Annotated in this window: 8 protein-coding genes; 7 read left to right on the plus strand and 1 reads right to left on the minus strand. The window is 61.6% G+C overall.

From position 1 onward, the window contains the following. Positions 1-1,501: SLC13 family permease (locus KX928_RS19345; RefSeq protein ID WP_219506018.1), on the minus strand; the 1,501-nt coding region annotated here is incomplete at its 3' end. Positions 1,502-1,923: 422 nt separating this feature from the next. On the opposite strand from KX928_RS19345, the gene KX928_RS19350 reads away from it, so the two are divergent. The 7 genes from KX928_RS19350 (at position 1,924) to KX928_RS19380 (ending at position 17,594) form a co-directional block, all read left to right on the plus strand. Continuing rightward, positions 1,924-2,952: an extracellular solute-binding protein gene (locus KX928_RS19350; protein WP_219506020.1), complete on the plus strand. Its 1,029-nt coding sequence runs from the start codon at positions 1,924-1,926 to the stop codon at positions 2,950-2,952. Positions 2,953-3,273: 321 nt separating this feature from the next. After that, positions 3,274-4,533, plus strand: coding sequence for an imelysin family protein (locus KX928_RS19355; RefSeq protein WP_219506023.1), 1,260 nt, complete (start codon positions 3,274-3,276; stop codon positions 4,531-4,533). Positions 4,534-4,618: 85 nt separating this feature from the next. Beyond that, positions 4,619-6,148 (plus strand): di-heme oxidoreductase family protein, encoded by a 1,530-nt coding sequence (locus KX928_RS19360; protein WP_219506025.1) that lies wholly within the window; start codon positions 4,619-4,621, stop codon positions 6,146-6,148. Beyond that, positions 6,148-7,128 (plus strand): imelysin family protein, encoded by a 981-nt coding sequence (locus KX928_RS19365; RefSeq protein WP_257883965.1) that lies wholly within the window; start codon positions 6,148-6,150, stop codon positions 7,126-7,128. Before KX928_RS19360 ends, KX928_RS19365 begins: the two co-directional genes overlap by 1 nt. A gap of 1 nt (position 7,129) precedes the next feature. After that, positions 7,130-8,203: a DUF1513 domain-containing protein gene (locus KX928_RS19370; RefSeq protein WP_219506027.1), complete on the plus strand. Its 1,074-nt coding sequence runs from the start codon at positions 7,130-7,132 to the stop codon at positions 8,201-8,203. 434 nt (positions 8,204-8,637) lie between these two features. Continuing rightward, positions 8,638-12,900 (plus strand): hypothetical protein, encoded by a 4,263-nt coding sequence (locus KX928_RS19375; protein WP_219506029.1) that lies wholly within the window; start codon positions 8,638-8,640, stop codon positions 12,898-12,900. 17 nt (positions 12,901-12,917) lie between these two features. Beyond that, a complete protein-coding gene (locus KX928_RS19380) occupies positions 12,918-17,594 on the plus strand; it encodes a hypothetical protein (protein WP_219506031.1) in 4,677 nt (1,558 codons plus the stop codon). The last annotated feature ends 45 nt before the right edge of the window (positions 17,595-17,639 follow it).

Here is a 17,639-nt window from a genome sequence, read left to right on the forward strand (position 1 = left end):
TCCATGCAACTCTCTGTATTCGTAAAGAATTTGCACTTCGTTTGTGAATCCATCCATATGCTTCATCAACGTCGATAACACCTGTTATGATCATCCCCACCGCACCGGTCAGCAGGCATAGCGACAGCCGCAGATCCGTGAACAGGATCAGGCAGAGCGAGATGATGAAGAACACCAGAGCCCATCCCACCTTGGCGGGGCGCAACTCTTCGTGGGGGAAATCCGTTGTCACGACGACGAAATCGCGGTCCCGTGTCAGCCGTGTGAGCGCATCCCAGGTGCTGTGAATGACCAGCGTGTCGCCGGCGTGAAACGGCACCTCGCCAACTGCCGTGGGTTCATGGTCATCCGTGGCCACATAGCTCAGCGTTTCTTCATCCCGGTGGATCGCCAGCAGGCTGGCCCCGTAGGTTTTGCGAAACACAAGGTCATGAGCACATTTGCCAATGACGCTGGAGCCGGGCGGAATGACCATCTCTGCCACGCCTGATGTGGTGGCCGCGTAATCCTCGGCAAAGACATCCAGTTCGTCGTGCAGGATATAACCGCCTTCCTCGACCATCTGCTCGATGACTTTCCGGCGTCCCAGCACAGCGAGGCGACAGGGGGCGGAAATCTCCGTCTGAATGACCGGCGCAAACCAGCGTTTTCCCTGATAGGCGCTGCCGATGATGTAGACATGGTAGCGCTGCATCACGTCGTCGAACGTCTCGCCGACACAGGAATGACCCTCCGGCACCGAAATCTCGAAGATGTCGGTTTTCAAACCGTAGATGTTCTTGAGATAGTTCTTGAGGGATTGGCCGCTTGTCGCATCGCCGGATTTCTGACCTTTCGGCAGCACCCAGCGTCCAAACAGCGTGAAGTAAAGTATACCCGTCGCAACCAGGCTCAAACCAATAGGCGTGACCGAAAACAGGCCAAAGGGCGCCATCTGTTGATCAGCGGGCAGGGTTTCGTTGGCGTTCAACAGCAAGTCGTTCAGCAGAATGAGCGGAGAGGAGCCGACCATCGTCATGGTCCCGCCGAGGATCGCGCAGAACCCCATAGGCATCAGCAAGCGGCTGAGTGGCAGTTCCGTGCGGACCGAAATACGGCTGACGACAGGCAGAAAAAGCGCCGCCGCGCCCACGTTTTGCATGAAAGAGGATATCACGCCGACCGTGCCGGAAATGATCGGAATGATCCGCGCTTCGGTCTTGCCGCCGTGTTTCAGAATGGTGGCGGCGACCTTGCTCATCAATCCGGTTTTGTCCAGACCCGCGCCAATGATCATCACCGCGATGATTGAAACAACGGCGTTGGAGGCCAGACCGTCAAACAGTTGACTGACATCCGCCAGTTCATCCAGGGCAGGGATCTGGCTGAGCAGGCCAAGCAGGACCATCACAGAAATGGCGGCGAGATCGATGCGGACGATTTCTGAAACGAACAGGAAGACGGTGAACGCCAGCAGGCCAAGGACAACCGACATTTGCAGCGTCAGGGTAATTGTTTCCATATTCACTCCTTGGCGACATTGTTGCGGCAATTTGTCCTACGCGCAATGTTTTGATCCTTCAGGAGAATTCGCGGCGCGTGACCGTGGCAATCATGCCGGGCTGGTCGACGCCAATATCGCAGCGGTCGGCCCGGCGGTCAGGGCGCCCGTGACACGCGCGGTCGCGGCGATACCGGGAGCTCCTTCAGCGGGTCTCACGGCGTGCAGCGATTCGCTGATGCGGAAGGGACACCCGGCAGTTTTCGAGCGGTGCGCCCGACTGGCGCGTGCGAAAGGAACTGTCTGAACGCGGGTTCAGTGTCAAAATTCCTTTGAAATTCACCAGTGGCAAAAATATTCTGACAAAAATACTCAGGAAGGTTGATTTCCGCGTGAAATGAGTATCTGAGTGTTTTTGTAAATCAATTCTAATGGGGGCATGCATGTCGCGCACCACTCACCTTCTGACCGCAACTCTGACAACGGCGACGGTCGCATTCGGCCCGGTTGCCGCCGCCGCGAACGGGGAGCTCAATCTCTACTCGTCGCGCCACTACGATACAGACGAACGCCTGTATTCAGACTTCACCGAAGCCACCGGCATCACCATCAACCGTATCGAGGGCAAAGCGGACGAACTGATCGCGCGCATGCAGGCAGAAGGCGCCAACAGCCCTGCGGATATCCTGCTGACGGTCGATACCTCCCGTCTGGAGCGGGCCAAGAACGCCGGTGTCCTGCAATCCATTGACAGCGATACGCTGGAGGCACGGGTGCCGGGCAAGCTGCAGGACGACGACAATCAGTGGTTTGGATTTTCACAACGCGCCCGGATCGTCTTTTATGACAAGAACGACGTGGCGGACCCGCCGCGGTCTTACGTCGATCTGGCCGATCCGACATACAAGGGCCAGGTCTGCCATCGGTCGTCGACAAACGTCTATTCTCAGACGCTGCTTGCAGCAATCATTGAAAACCACGGCGCGGATGCAGCACGGAACTGGGCGCAGGGTGTGGTTGACAACTTCGCCAGAGACCCGCAGGGCGGCGATACGGATCAGCTGCGCGGGCTGGTGTCGGGCGAATGCGATATCTCGATCTCCAACACGTATTACTTTGCGCGCGCGCTTCGCAAGGACGTCAGCGACCTGTCTGCCGATATTGACATGATCGGCTGGGTGTTTCCGGCACAGGAAGCGGAAGGCGCGCATATGAACCTGTCGGGGGGTGGTGTTGCCAAACACGCGCCGAACCGCGAAAACGCCATCCTCTTCATGGAGTATCTGGCGAGTGATCAGGCGCAGCAGTATTTCTCCGCAGGGAATGATGAGTATCCGGCGGTGCCGGGAGTGGCGCTGAGCCCTTCCGTCGCGCAGCTTGGTCTCTTCAAGGCGGATGACGTGGATCTGTCGAAGGTGGCCAAGAACGTGCCGGAGGCGCAGAAAATCTTCAATGATGTGGGTTGGAAGTAACGAAGCCCGCAAAGCAGCAGGCGCCCCGCGCGCCTGCTGATCATGCCTCAGGTCACAGCAAAATGGCTGAAACGACCTGTGCAGAAACCTTCCCAGCCATTCCCATGGAACAGCCCGGATCAATGCGCACGCAAGGGATGTGACACCCGAAACGGGGTCATCGCCTGCGCGGGCCAATGTCTGCCCTTGCGATCAGCGCAAGCGGAGATATCCACACGCCGGACAAGGCGATGCATGCCCGATGTGGCGCCATCGCATCCCACCAGGGGCCGGAAGTTTTTTGAACAGATATAAGCTCTTTCACAGAGAGGACCGCATATCATGACAGCCAAATTCTCACTCCTTTTGGGCACAGCGGCGCTCGTCGCGTCCCCGGCGTTCGCGGATAAGGCCGCAGTTCTGGACACCTACGCGACCATCGCGCTTGCCGCCTACGGGGACAGCCTGACATCGGCTGAAACACTGCAATCGGCGGTGACTGCCCTGGTTGACGCCCCGTCTCCCGACACGTTCGCTGCGGCCAAGCGGGCATGGGTGCAGGCGCGCGTGCCGTATCAGCAGACCGAGGTTTTCCGGTTCGGCAATCCCATCGTGGATGATTGGGAAGGCAAGGTGAATGCGTGGCCGCTGGACGAAGGTCTGATCGACTATGTGGATGCGACATACGGAGGGGCGACGGACGAAAATGCCTATGCCGTGCTCAACGTGATCGCCTCCCCGCAGTTCACCCTGTCCGGTGAAACGGTCGATGCGACGGAGATCACACCGGCCCTGCTCGAAAGCCGGCTGCACGAGGCCGATGAGGTGGAAAGCAACGTGGCCACCGGGTATCACGCCATCGAGTTCCTGCTGTGGGGGCAGGATCTGAACGGTCACGATGCGGGTGCGGGCGCCCGGCCCTGGACCGATTACGCCATGGGCGCGGCGTGCACCGGCGGGAACTGCGACCGCCGCGGGGAGTATCTGAAAGCCGCCACCGATCTGTTGGTATCTGATCTGGCATGGATGGTTGCCCAGTGGCAGGATGGCGGTGATGCGCGCGCCCATCTTCTTACTGATGAAACAGCCGGCATCTCCGCGATCCTGACCGGGATGGGGTCTCTGAGCTACGGGGAACTGGCGGGAGAGCGCATGAAGCTCGGGGTCATGCTGAACGACCCCGAGGAGGAGCATGACTGTTTCTCCGACAACACCCATAACAGTCACTTTTACGACGTGCTCGGCATCCGAAATGTGTATCTGGGCAGCTACACGGCCATCGATGGCACCGTTATATCGGGTGCGTCGCTGTCGTCGCTGGTGGCACAGGCCGACAGCACCGTGGACGCCGAGCTGCGCGCCAAACTGGACGCGACGCTGCTGGAGATGGCCGAAATGAAGGCAGCGGCCGAGGCGGGTTTTGCCTATGACATGATGTTGCAGCGCGGAAATGCGGGGGGCGAGGCGCTGATCATGGGCGCAGTGAACGCGCTGGTGGATCAGACGCGTGCCATCGAGCGGGTAGTCGCAGCGCTGCGCGTCGACGATATCGCCTTTGAGGGATCGGACAGTCTTGATGATCCGGATGCCGTGTTCCAGTAACGACATGCGCATGAGGATGTCGGCCCCCTCCGGGCTGATGCCCTCATGCGCGCGAAGGCCGCGACGCGGTCCGGTGGAGAGATCGATGAAGCATGTTCAGGCCAGGTTCGCGTCGTGCCTTGCGGCGGCGGTGTTCTGCACCGCACCACTTTGGGCCGCGGATCTCGAAGATCTTCACTTGCCGGTTACGCCACGCACCGAGGCTGAAACGGCACGCGTCGCCGCGATCGTCGCGCCAACAACCGATTTCACCGCCGCCGAAACATTCGAGACCAACGCCGCGGGGGCGGCCACTGTGCCCGTTTCCGCGACATCGGACGCATTCAGCCGGCCATCCGGGAATATCACCTTCGAACGGGAGCTGGATTTCAAGGTCGGCAACGGGCTTTTCCGCAAACTGTGGGTATCGGCACCGTCGTCAACGCTGGCCTCTGACGGGTTGGGCCCCCTTTACAACGCGCGGTCATGCCAACGCTGCCACCTGAAAGACGGCAGGGGTCATCCGCCCGAAGGACCGGATGACAACGCGATATCGATGCTGGTGCGCCTGTCGATCCCGGGCCACGCAGAGGCGATGGCAGAGATTCAAGACTATATTTCCACCGCCCCCGAGCCGACATATGGCAGCCAGGTTCAGGACCTGGCCATTGCGGGGCACCCGGCAGAGGCGCGGTTCACCGTCGCCTACACAGAAGTCCCGGTCGCGCTGTCGGAGGGGCAGACTGCCTCGCTGCGCGTGCCGCAATACCGGCTGACCGATCTGGGATATGGCCCCTTGCATCCGCAGGTCATGACCAGCCCGCGGGTCGCCCCGCAGATGATTGGCCTTGGATTGCTGGATGCCATTCCCGCGCAGGATATCCTGGCTCTGGCCGATCCCGAGGATCGGGATGGTGACGGGGTGTCGGGACGCGCGAACATCGTACCATCCGCCGTCTACGGCAAGCCGATGCTGGGGCGGTTCGGACTGAAGGCCGGACAACCCAGCGTGTGGGAACAGTCGGCTGCCGCGTTTCACGGCGATATCGGCATATCGACGCCGCTGCACCCGGAAGGCTACGGCGATTGCACCGGCGCGCAGACAAGATGCCGAACGGTGCCCGACGGCAACACGCCGGCGCATGACAATGCGGAGATTTCCAGCGTCGGTCTTGAGCTGGTGGCGTTTTATGCATCGAACCTCGGTGTTCCGGCGCGCCGTGATGTGGATGACCCGGAGGTGCTGCAGGGCAAGCGCGTGTTCTACGAGACCGGCTGCACAGCCTGCCACAGGCCCAAGCATGTTACCCACCGGTTGCAAGGACAACCGGAACAGAGCTTTCAGCTGATCTGGCCCTACACGGACATGTTGCTACACGATATGGGCCCCGCGTTGGCGGATAACCGGCCCGAGGCGCGGGCCACCGGCCGGGAATGGCGCACGCCGCCGCTCTGGGGCATCGGATTGACGCAACAGGTGTCCGGTCACACGTATTTCCTGCATGACGGGCGGGCGCGCAGCTTGCTGGAGGCCATCCTGTGGCACGGTGGCGAAGCCGAGGCTGCGAAAAATCGCGTGGTTGAAATGCCACGGGCTGACCGCGCCGCCCTCCTTCGTTTTCTGGAAAGCCTGTGATGCTGCGTCTGATTGCACTGTGTTGTGGCCTTCTGGGCGGCGGCCCGGCAGTCGCCGACCTCATGGCCGTGCGCGACCAGCATATCCTGCCCGGCTACGCGGCATTTGCAGCGGCGTCGAAGGCGCTTGAAAAAACCGCCCGGGACGATTGCAGCCCGCGGTCCGTCTTGCCGGTATTCCATGTGGCTTTCGACGCGTGGGTCAGCATCAGCCATGTTCAATTCGGTCCGGTCGAGACCCGCGGGGCATCTTTGTCACTCGCCTTCTGGCCGGACCCGAAGGATCGCGTGGGCAAGGCGCTGGCCCGGTTGAGCCATGATCAGGACGCAGCGGTTCAGACACCGGATGCCTTCGCGCAGGTCTCAGTGGCGGTACAGGGGTTCACCGCGCTCGAAAGGCTGCTGACTGAACCGCAAGGCGATCCTGCCTACGCCTGTCGGCTCACCCATGCCATCACACGCAATATCCGACGCATTGCGGATGCGTTGACGCGGGACTGGAACTCGGCTTTCGGCACAGCATTTGTGACCGCAGGTGCCGCGTCCAATCCCACTTTCCCTGACAGCAAAGATGCAGAACGGGCCGTTTTCACCTCTCTTTCGACCGCATTGGAATTCCTGCATGATCAGCGCCTGGGTCGTCCGCTGGGCACCTTTGAGAGGCCGCGTCCCAAGCGGGCCGAGGCGCGGCGCTCCGACCGAAGTGCGCGGCACGTTATCTTGAGCCTGACGGTATTGAAGGACCTGACGAATGTCTTCGCGCACACCCCCTTGGGGCAGGTGAATGCGGCGTTTGATGCAGCGCTTGCGCGCGTGGCTGCCCTGGATGATCCGGCATTTGCGGGCGTGTCCGATCCGGTCAGGCGGCTCAGGATCGAGGCGCTGCAACACAAGGTCAGAGAGTTGCAGATCGTCGTCGCACGGGATGTTGGTGTCGCGTTGGGCATCAACACCGGCTTCAATTCGCTGGACGGGGATTGAAATGCCGTCGCGCCGCCGGATGATCACCACGGCTTTGGCTGCGACCGTCCTGCCTGCGCCGACCTGGGCGGCGGCAGGTGCGCCGACACATCTGGCCGCCGCGCGGCGACCCGGCGGGGCGCATGACCTGTGCGGGTTGCGCGCTGACGGTACGCTGGCATTTGCACTGCCGTTGCCTGCCCGGGGGCATGCCGCCGCAGCACATCCTGACCGCGCCGAGGCTGTTGCCTTTGCCCGGAGGCCAGGCACCTTCGCCATCCTGTTGGATTGCGCGACGGGCAGAATAGTGCGCCGGATGCAGGCACCGGAAGGCCGGCATTTCTACGGTCACGGCGTGTTTTCGCGCGATGGCCGAACCCTGTTCACGACCGAGAATGATATTACGTCCGGGGATGGTCGAATCGGCATCTGGGATGCTGCTGCGGGATACCGCCGGGTGGGTGAGATACCGTCAAACGGGATTGGCCCGCACGAGATCATTCGGCTGCCCGAAACGGACACCCTTGTGATTGCGAATGGCGGCATCCACACTCACCCTGACAGTGGCCGTGACAAACTCAATCTCGAGACGATGCGACCAAACCTGACGGTCCTCGATGTTCACGGTGGCGTGCAGGACACGGCCGAATTACCCGCTGCGCTGCACATGAACTCCCTGCGTCACATCGCAGCTTTTCACGACGGGCGGGTTGCCTGCGCGTTTCAATGGCAGGGGGATCCGTACGACAGCCCGTCGATTGCGGGTCTGTATACGCCCGGTGCAGGGATCGCATTGTTGGACATGCCGGAAGTCACGTTGCGCGGATCGCGGGGTTATGCCGGCAGCGTTGCCGTGCTGGGGACGCATCACATGGGTATCACCTTCCCCCGGGGTGGTCGGCTGCTTGTCGCCGATCTCGCGTCGCATGCGGTCAAGACGCTGCGCCGCGCCGATGCCTGCGGAATCGCCCGCGCGGGTCAGGGCGGATTGGCCACCGACGGTCTCGGCGGCGTGCACCGGATCGACCGGCATGGGTTCAGCCTGCTGGCGCGGCATCGCCGTTCCTTTGACAACCACCTCATCGCGATCCGCTAGTCGCCCGGGCACCCTCCGGCCCGTCGCTTACTTGCCGGATCGTGGTGCAAAACACCGGCAAGACGGCACAGGCAAGGAACCTGTGGCGGCGGGAAAACCTGCGTAAATCCGATGTCGGCGAAGTTGCATGCGACTGACAATGCGCAAGGGCGCACGGCTCAGGGGACTGTCGCGGCATGTCCTTCCAGAGGGATCTTCGGTGGCGATGTGACATCTCGGCGCTCACACCGAGAGGCAGTGGTAACAACCCGTTAGATAACTTCGGTGAGGTCGCGCTGGTCTGCACCTGGCCACCCGTGGTTATCCGGCCCGAGAGGCTCGCCACCCCGCGTCCCGCCGGTTGCGTCGGCCATTTTTCGCCAATCGGGGGCCAGCAGGCTCGGTGCGACTCGGATTTTCCAGTATAACGGGAGGACTTTTCTTAGGAATTTATCATGGTACGTCGCCCAATTCGTGGCGGCTCTGTCGGGGGTTTGCCACGATTCCGTCGTCGTGTTTTTACGGGTGCGGATGTCTCGATAGATCGCAATTTTCCTGATCGCGGCGTTTTGGTGCCGCGCCCGATCGACTACATTGGCAACCTTTTTGAAACCAGACGCCGCGGAACACCTGTCGTTCGCCCAACGGATTTACTTGCGCTCAGAATTGAACTGCGCAACCTGCGCATCAAGGCCGGCGCACCGCCGGTACTGCGCAAGTCCGGCACGGGTGCTGCCTACCTGATCCTGCATTTTCCGCCACAGGCCATCACCGAAGAAACCTTTTTCGAGGAGAGCCCGGAAGGAATGGAGGAAACGGTCGAGGATCCGACACTCGCCCAGAAGCCTGAAATCGACCCACCCGGCAGCGAAAGTGCCGCCGTGCCGCCACCTTTCGGACGTACGATCAATGCACGTATCGCCGATGAGTCCAGATTGGTGTTTCGCGTCCCCGATGACGCTGTCATCCCGTATACTTTGGAGGGCATTCTGAACGCTGTTCAGTCGCTCGAACTCAGGGTGGCTGCAAATGCGCGTGCGCGGCAGATCCGGCGGCGCTTTGCTTGGACGGATACGCTTATTCAGACGTCCGCCCTCGCATCCCTTGGTCCCGCGCGCCGGGGTGCCTTGACCAGTTTCGCGGCAGCCAGTTTGCGTATTGCGGCAACGGATCCCGGCAATGCAACGCTGCTGCGTCGCCAGATCGGCGGCGGTGCGGGGATCACCGATGTTTCCCGACTGCCGTCGGAGTTCCGCATCCCGGGCATCCTGCAGCGGCCACCGAAGCCGTCCAAACCGAATGCCACCACGACCGCCATCGAAATCCCGTGGCGGTTGATCCTGTCGCCGCACAAGGACACGCGCTGGCGCCATGCCGCAGTGCCCGTAACGTCCAAGGCGACTAATCACACCGAACTCTGGCACTCGCGGCTCGTGGCCCCGGACGAGGGCGGCAACGTGATTGAGCCGCCGCACCGCGACCGGGCGCGCACCCTGCGGGCGATCTGGGCCAAGACCGGGGAGGGCTCCACGGTGGAAATGACCCCCAACGCCACCGAAATCCCGTCTTTGCAACCCAGCCTCGCGCCATTCCGCATGCCGATGGACGACTTCGACCGGATTCAGATTGCCCATGAGTCCTCGAACTTCTCGCTCGGCACGCCGAACCCGATTGACACGAACCTGATGATGATGACGGCACTGGGCGGCTGGCTCGACAGCCGCGGGGCGTGGGACCCACCGGGCGGCTTCTCCGTCCAGGAATGGGTTCACCGCGCCAGCATGGCGCGTGATCACTACGTCAAGGTTGTCTACAACGGTTGTTTGTTCCCCCTGAATTTCTTTGCGACGCTGGTCAAGATCAGCGAACGAAAATTCCATAATGGCTCTCGGAATGATGATGAAGAGCCGCAGATTGAGCAGGTCGAAGGCAACACCGCATATCTGCGGCAACGCATGTTCATCGTCCCGCGCGAGAAGGTCCGGGAGTATGGCGGTGCCAATTTGCGCAGCAACGATGGCAAAACCAACCTGCCGCTGCAGTTTCCGTTCTCCAAAATCGAGTTGCTGACAGAGCGCACCCCCAACCTTGATGATCCGCAGAAGTCGGATATCGACGGCAGGCTGCAACAGTTTTTCTGGCCCTCGGTGCTGGACGAACCTTTCAAGTTCCAATGTGTCGGTACCGATCTGGACGGTCGTCGCGTGGCCTTCGAGATACCGATGATCTTCATGGACAACACCTTTGCCACCCCCTTCAAACTCATGCCGAACGGCGCTCGCGGGCCTGATTACGATCTGGCCGAAGTCCACGCCATGCGCGCCGTCGAGGAATTCGGAACGCGCGACACTCGCAAGACTGTCCCGATCAAACGCCAGCGTGTCGCGCTCGCCAGCAGTCTGAAGTCGGGAGACACCTCGGTAGAAGTGGAGGAGATGGACTTTGAAGGTTTTGCCGAGAACGGTAATGCTGATCTGCGCAATGCGTCAGGCGGCCTTGAACGCGCGCCCTTCGTGCCCGTGGTCTCGGGCATGGATGTACGGATCGGCGCGCTCTCGCATCTGACGGGTGCCACGGCGGCGAACCGGCTGCTTTACCACCCGCATTACTTGGAACACGGGTTCGAACAGAAGGGCGAGGTCTTTGCCAGGATCGAGAAGACGTCAGGCATGGCAAAGCTTGATTTCTCGGCGCAGGGTGATCGGTCGGGTGGTTTTGTTCAGCCCAATCTGGAACCGCAGGCGTTGTCGCGGCTGGCTGGTCCCGTCATGGGTGATATCCAGAAATTCGCGCGGGACGGGCTGGTCCCGCCCGGCGGCGGCTTTCCCGATACCCTGACCGACCTGCCGCTGCCGCTGATCTTTGGCTGCATTCCGCTGGCTGAAATCATCGAGCAGGTCGCCGACCTGACGGATACCCCCGAACAGATTCCCAAATTCGGGACCGAGGCCTCGACCCAGGTCGAGAGTTTCATCAACGGGCTGGTGCGGTTGATTTCCTTCGCAGCCGAGATCGTGTCGCAACCGGCCAATATCGCCACTGCGGCATTGACGGGTTATCTGAGCACGCTGACGGATCACATTCAGCAGACAATCGGGCTTAGCGCAGCCCAGGCCGCGCAGGTGGCCGCGGCCCTATCGGAGCTGGAAACGCGGCTGCAGGCCGTCGCGGCGCAGATCGCCGGGCTGGTCGATCAGACGCTGCAGGCCGGGCAACCGTTACCCGATTTCGGTGCCCTGCCTGGCACGATCACCCAGGCGCGTGCTGCAATCGTTGCGCTGCAAACGGCGGCGCAGGCACAAGTGGGCGGGGCATCCTTGCCCGCCGGCTTCCGCCAGCAGCTGCTGTCAACCGCACAAACGGCGGATAACTTCCTCGCGGATCTGGAAAAACTGCCTGCGCTTGCGGCGGCCGGCAAAGGTCTCTTCGATGCGCTTGACACCATTGTCGGACAACCCGAAGCCTTGGGGGCGCTGTTTGAGGACCCGGGTGAACTGGCCGCGCGCGTGGGCGCGGTTGAAACGGCAATCGGTGCGTTCAGACCAGCCCTTTCAGACATCGACCTGCTGAATGGTGCGCCCAAAACCGCAATTCTTGATGCGCTGCAACTTGTCGAAGAATCATTCGGGGTCGCAAGTGACCTGCTCGAACTGATCGACATGCTGACCGGTGACGAGCTGACAATCCGGTTTGACTGGAACCCGAAGATCGGCAGCTTCCCGTCGGGTGATCCGATTTTCCGCGCCAACGATCCCAAGGGGTTTTCCGTCGCGGTCGAGGCGAAGGTCAAGAAAAACGGCAGCGCATCGCCAAAGATTTCTGTCGTCTGCGGGCTAAAGCACTTTGACCTTGTGCTGATTGCCCCGGCAAGCTTCATCGAACTGATTTTCGAGAAGATCGAATTCCGCATCGACAGCGCCGCCAAGATGGACGTCGACGTTCAGTTTACGGACATCAAGTTTGTCGGTGTTCTGAGCTTTGTTGAAACGCTGCGCGATCTTATCCCGCTGGATGGCTTCAGCGACCCGCCGTTTCTCGACATTACGCCGCAGGGCATTGATGCGGGCTTCTCCATTGCGCTGCCGGGGATCACCTGCGGTATCCTGAACATCAACAACCTCAGCCTTGGCGCCGGATTCACGGTTCCGTTCATCGGGCAACCGCTGTCAGTGCGCTTCAACTTCTGCACGCGGGAACAGCCCTTCCTGCTGACGGTCTATATGTTCGGCGGTGGCGGGTTCTTCGGGATCACCATCGACCCCAATGGCGTGCAGATACTGGAAGCGTCTTTCGAATTTGGGGCGTCCATCTCGATTGACCTTGGCGTCGCCTCGGGCGGGGTGTCGGTGATGGCGGGCATCTATTTCCGCATGGAACAGGACGAGGCCTCCCTGACGGGATATTTCCGGCTCGCGGGGCATGTTGACGTGCTGGGGCTGATCACCGCCTCGCTGGAGCTGTACCTGGAGCTTCGATACGAATTCCAGACCGGCAAATGCGTGGGCAAGGCGTCGCTGACCATCGAGATTTCGGTGTTCATCTTTTCCGGCAGCGTCACGGTATCGTGCGAACGCAAATTCGCAGGCTCCAACGGTGACCCCAATCTTCGTCAAATGCTGGGGTTCAGGCCCGAGCTGAGCCTTGCAGAGGAACTGGCCGCGATTACAGGCGATGACGTCGAATACGCGTGGCGCGACCACGTTGAGGCATTTGCCTGATCAGGAGGGAGTGAGACATGGCGAAAAGAACGCTCCTTTGGACAGTCACGCCGAACGGCCGCGTGGCATCGGGCGGCGAACACGAAGGTAAGCTGCGCGTCTCGGCCATTCTCAGCCCGCGCCTGACACCTGAAACGGCGGCCGAACAAAGCCTTGCGGCCTTCCCGCTATTTCTGGACTGGCCCAAGGAGCTTGAGCAGGCACGGTTTGGCCTGCGGATTGCCACGGCTACCCTGAAACTGCACCGGTTGACCATGCCGCGCAGTGACCTGTGGCAGACGCTGTTCAGCGATGTCACGCCCGTTGCAGGTTTCGAATTCAGGGATATGAGCGATGTGAACTTGCGGTCCTTCCCGGTGCGCAACATGCTTGGATACCTGCGTAGGCACTACACGCGACTGGCTGTGCAGGCGGCTTCAAATCATCCGACACTTTTGCCGTGGAAAGACGCGCATCCGGATCTGAAAGGCATGTTGACAGATGCCGGTACCCGGACGCGCACGATCACGTTTTCGGACCGTACGGTGGAAGTGCCGCTGCCTGGGTTTTCACGGTTCTTCGGCGGGGCGGAGAATCAGACCGAAGAACGCCTGACCAGTCAGGTTTTTGGCAAAGGCAGCGTTTACACCCTGAATGTGCCGCAGATCGGCGCGGAGGAGGGGCAGTTGCCCGGCACCGGCAGTTCAAGCGCGCAGCGCGCGTTGCCGCCGGACTGGTACAATCCGCGACCCTCCGGCCCCACCGGGCCCTTGATCGCGCAACCGGACGCCGCCTTGATGGATCAATTCAGCAGCCAGGCCGAATACGCCATGTATCAGGCGAACCGTTTTTACCGCCGGGAAACCGTGCCTGAGCAAGAGTGCGGACTGCGCTATCCGAAATTCGAGAATGTCGCACCGCCGCCGGAGGTGCCGGCGTATGATTTTCACCGGATTCTTGCCTCCTATGGAAGCTACCCGCAATTGCAGCGTGTCCTTGGTGTCGTACTCGATTTTGCCGTGGATGATCCCGACGGGCTGCTCGTTGCGGGTGCGGCACCGACCGTGGGTAACATGGCTCTCGCGGTCAAATGGGCCGATGATCGTGACGACAGTGACGACGGGTTCCCGCGCACCGCCTATTACCTCGATGAGGACCGCTTTGTGGCGCGCCCGCGCGGGAACGATCTGGTCCGCGGATTGTTGCGGCTGGAATATAGTAATGACGGCTGGGGTGTGGTGGACAAGGAACACGAAGGGCTGTTCGACATCTATCAGGTTGATCCGGATGGGGCGGCGCTCAAGACGGTCGACTTCACGCTTTCCACGCAGAACCTTGTCGCCAAGCATCTCGATTTCAACCAGCCGGATGGATTGGTCACCTATACCACAGGCGATCGGCAGCCGGTGGCGGCCCTGCGGTCCGGCGGGCTGGGCGTTTCCCAGCACGGGCGGGCGGAGAAGGTTGCACTTGATGCGGCTGCGGCGGCGCAGAAAAACCAGGCCGTCGAGGCGGGCAATGCGCCCGACATCGTGTTTTTTGCCGAAGATCTGATGCGTGGCTACCGGGTCGATGTGGCACCGGTGCCCAAGGAGGACGCGGCCGGACCCTGGCACAGTCTGAACGCCCGGATCGGAACATACGAGGTAATCTCAACCGGCCAGACCTTTGAACTGGGATCGGACGAAGGCCATGTGTCGGGCGCGTCGACCACACAGTCTGAATCGGACACGGCCAATCGAGATGACCATTACCTGCATGAATCGCTCTTTCGCTGGACCGGTTGGAGCCTGTCAGCGCCGCGCCCGGGCCGCACCATTCGGGCGGGAACGGTCGAGGGCACCCAGTTGCAATCGGAGACCCCGGCAGTGGTGACCGACAAGGCCGAAAAGGGCAACGATCTGGCCGTCACCTACCGGGTGCAAAAGGGGACGTTACCCAAGTTGCGATTTGGCCAGCTCTACCGGATGCGCGCGCGTTACGTCGATGTCGCGGGCAACAGCCTTCATCTGGACGACCCGACGCTGGACCCGCTGGAGCAGGCGAGCGATGCGGTCGGATACTGGCGGTTCGAGCCGATTGACCCGCCCGCCATCATGGGCCGGGCGCGGCTGAGCGAGGGGGAATCCCTTGAGCGTCTGGTGATCCGTTCGAATTACGACGCAACCCCGCAGGAGTACCTCTCCACGCCTGATTTCAGCACGTCGATAGCGACCCCGGCCTCGCAGGACTTTGAATATACCGCCCGGAACGAGCGTCACGTTGTGCCGCCAAAATCCTCGCAACAGCAATGCGAGACCCACGGTCTGTTTGATCCCTATTTCGGAGCATGGAACGACATCAAGAAGGGATACGAGATTGCCGCGCGGGAGGAGGGTACGCTCTATGATGGCGGGCCGGGCGCGAGCGTGGAATTGATCACGCCGACAAAACTGGCCGATATTGCGCAGACCAAGGATGTTCCCCCCGCCTTGCCAACCCCGGAAAACCCGGTTGGTGACAGGATGGCGCCTGGACAATACGTGATCCACCGCGAAGCCCAGATCGTGCCGCCCTATTTGCCCGATGGGGCGGCAGCCGGAGTTGCGCTGCGTGGTCTGCCCGGGGCCGATATCCCCGGCGTCACGGCGCCCGGCGTGATCGGTCCCAGCTGTGCCGTTGTGAAAGCACCCAACGGCGAGCTGGTCATGCTGATCACCCATGCAAAGGACTGGCCGGACAGTCTTGGTTTCAGGATCGTACTGGCTGAACGCCCGGCAGAGGTGACAGACTTGCCATGCGACGAAGTTTTTGCCGATGATGGTGCGCCGCAATGGGATGACGACAAACGGGTTCTCACACTGTTTTTGCCGAAAGGCCGGATTGCGCGGCTCAGATACTCCAGTTTTGCGCATCTCGACCACGTGGATACATTCGGTATCATCGACTGGGCACGTGACAGTCAGGACCCCGCCTTTGTGCGGGACATGGGATTGCTGGGCTGTCACTGGATGCTGACGCCCTTCCGGACGCTGACACTTGTGCACGCCACGCAGCAACCGGTCTGCCTGCCGGAGATGATCAAGCTTTCGATCCAGCGCGAGGTTGGTGCGCAATCCGCGCGGATCATCTGCCGCCAGATACGCCTGCACGGGCCCTCGACGGGCAAATTCGAAATTCGGGCGGAATGGCACGAATGGACCGATGATCTGAACCGGCCAGCGCCGGAGCGCGTTGCGCGCAAAGGGCAGCTCTCGGAAATCCAGCTGGCGGAAAACCATCCGAACACGTTTCACCTCGCCTCCGTGGTAGCGGCGCAGAATGTTGATCCGCAGCGCCCCCGTGCGCGCGGAGACGTGCAGGAATTCGGTGACACCAGGTTCCGGCTGGTATCCTACCGGCTGCAGGCCACCACGCGGTTTCGCGAATATTTGCCGCCCGCACTCTATGCCAAACCGGAACTGGTGACGCGGCTGGGACCGGTGCCCGAAGGTGACGCGGTAGCCATCGGCGCGGATGACGACCCAGGTGCACCCGTGTTGCGCGAGTTGTCCGCGGAACGAACACATAAGATCGTCCTCGCGAGTGAGGCACCCAACGACCCCCGCGTCCTCTATGTGGTGCCAACATTCCGCTGGCGGCGGCAGGACACTGCGAAGGGTGCGGATATCACACGATTGGGCAACGGCCTGCGCGTCTGGCTGGACCGCCCGTGGTTCTCATCAGGTGATGGCGAGCTGCTGGGCGTTGTGCTGCACGCGGAAAGCGGGCCCTTCACGGATATCCCCGACAAGATGCAGACCCATGTGACGCAATGGGGGCTGGACCCTTTGTGGGAAACCACGCTCCCCAAATCGCGCACCCGCAGCAGTGATTTCGATGCGCGGGTGCACAGTGAGCAGGTCCGGCTGCAGGAGTTTCCAGACGATCCTTCGGTCATGATCGTGGGGCACCGGGTACATTGGGATAGCGGGCGCGGACTGTGGTATTGCGACATCGAACTGGACGCCGGTGCGACCTACATGCCGTTCGTGCGGCTGGCGCTGGTGCGCTTCCAGCCAAACGCGTTGCCGGGGCAGAAGGTCTCCAACGTGGTCTCGGCAGAATTTGCACAGGTATTGCCGCGCCGGCGGGCCGTTTTCAGCCGCGATGGCGTCACCGTGGCCGTCAGGGTACACGGCGCCGCGCCGGTCGGTGGCCCGATGAAATTCAACGTTGAATCCCCGCTGGTCGGTATGTCGCCCGCCGACGGGCCGTTTGACACCGGGCGCAACCGGTTCGAGCTGGTGTTGCAAACCCGCGATCCGGAGATTGACAGCGACATGGCATGGCAGGATGAAACCACGCTGGACAGCGCTGTTGTGAGCGGCGCCACCGGCGGGTTCACCGTAACACCCGGCCTGAACCCGGACGGCATCTTCGGCAGAACGGCGGTCGCGGCACGGCCATCGCGCACCATTGCAACGCGGGCCAGCGGTGCCGTCACGCTCAGCGCGGAAATGGCGCGCGCCATTGGGGGGCTCGGGACGGTGACGGATCTGCTTGATCCGCCGATCTGGAGCCCGGAGGCGAGTATTCCCGACACGGGACGCCAACCAGCGCGGCTGATGTTGCGAGAGTTCGAACGGTACTATACCGACCACACTGTCGGTGAGCGGGGAGGCATCCGCGTGGGCCAACGCCGCATTGTTGAAGAGCGACTGGTTTACGCAACCATCTTTGATCTGCCGCAGTGAACCTTCGACGCGTCCACAAGGCTGACCACTCCAAATAACGGACAG

It is taken from the genome of Roseobacter insulae (assembly GCF_019375555.1).
Taxonomy (GTDB): Bacteria; Pseudomonadota; Alphaproteobacteria; order Rhodobacterales; family Rhodobacteraceae; genus Roseobacter; species Roseobacter insulae.

Bases quoted from the DNA above. Each gene is read 5' to 3' on its own strand.
- KX928_RS19350 (WP_219506020.1), top strand. From the start codon at position 1,924: ATGTCGCGCACCACTCACCTTCTGACCGCAACTCTGACAACGGCGACG.
- KX928_RS19355 (WP_219506023.1), top strand. From the start codon at position 3,274: ATGACAGCCAAATTCTCACTCCTTTTGGGCACAGCGGCGCTCGTCGCG.
- KX928_RS19360 (WP_219506025.1), top strand. From the start codon at position 4,619: ATGAAGCATGTTCAGGCCAGGTTCGCGTCGTGCCTTGCGGCGGCGGTG.
- KX928_RS19365 (WP_257883965.1), top strand. From the start codon at position 6,148: ATGCTGCGTCTGATTGCACTGTGTTGTGGCCTTCTGGGCGGCGGCCCG.
- KX928_RS19370 (WP_219506027.1), top strand. From the start codon at position 7,130: ATGCCGTCGCGCCGCCGGATGATCACCACGGCTTTGGCTGCGACCGTC.
- KX928_RS19375 (WP_219506029.1), top strand. From the start codon at position 8,638: ATGGTACGTCGCCCAATTCGTGGCGGCTCTGTCGGGGGTTTGCCACGA.
- KX928_RS19380 (WP_219506031.1), top strand. From the start codon at position 12,918: ATGGCGAAAAGAACGCTCCTTTGGACAGTCACGCCGAACGGCCGCGTG.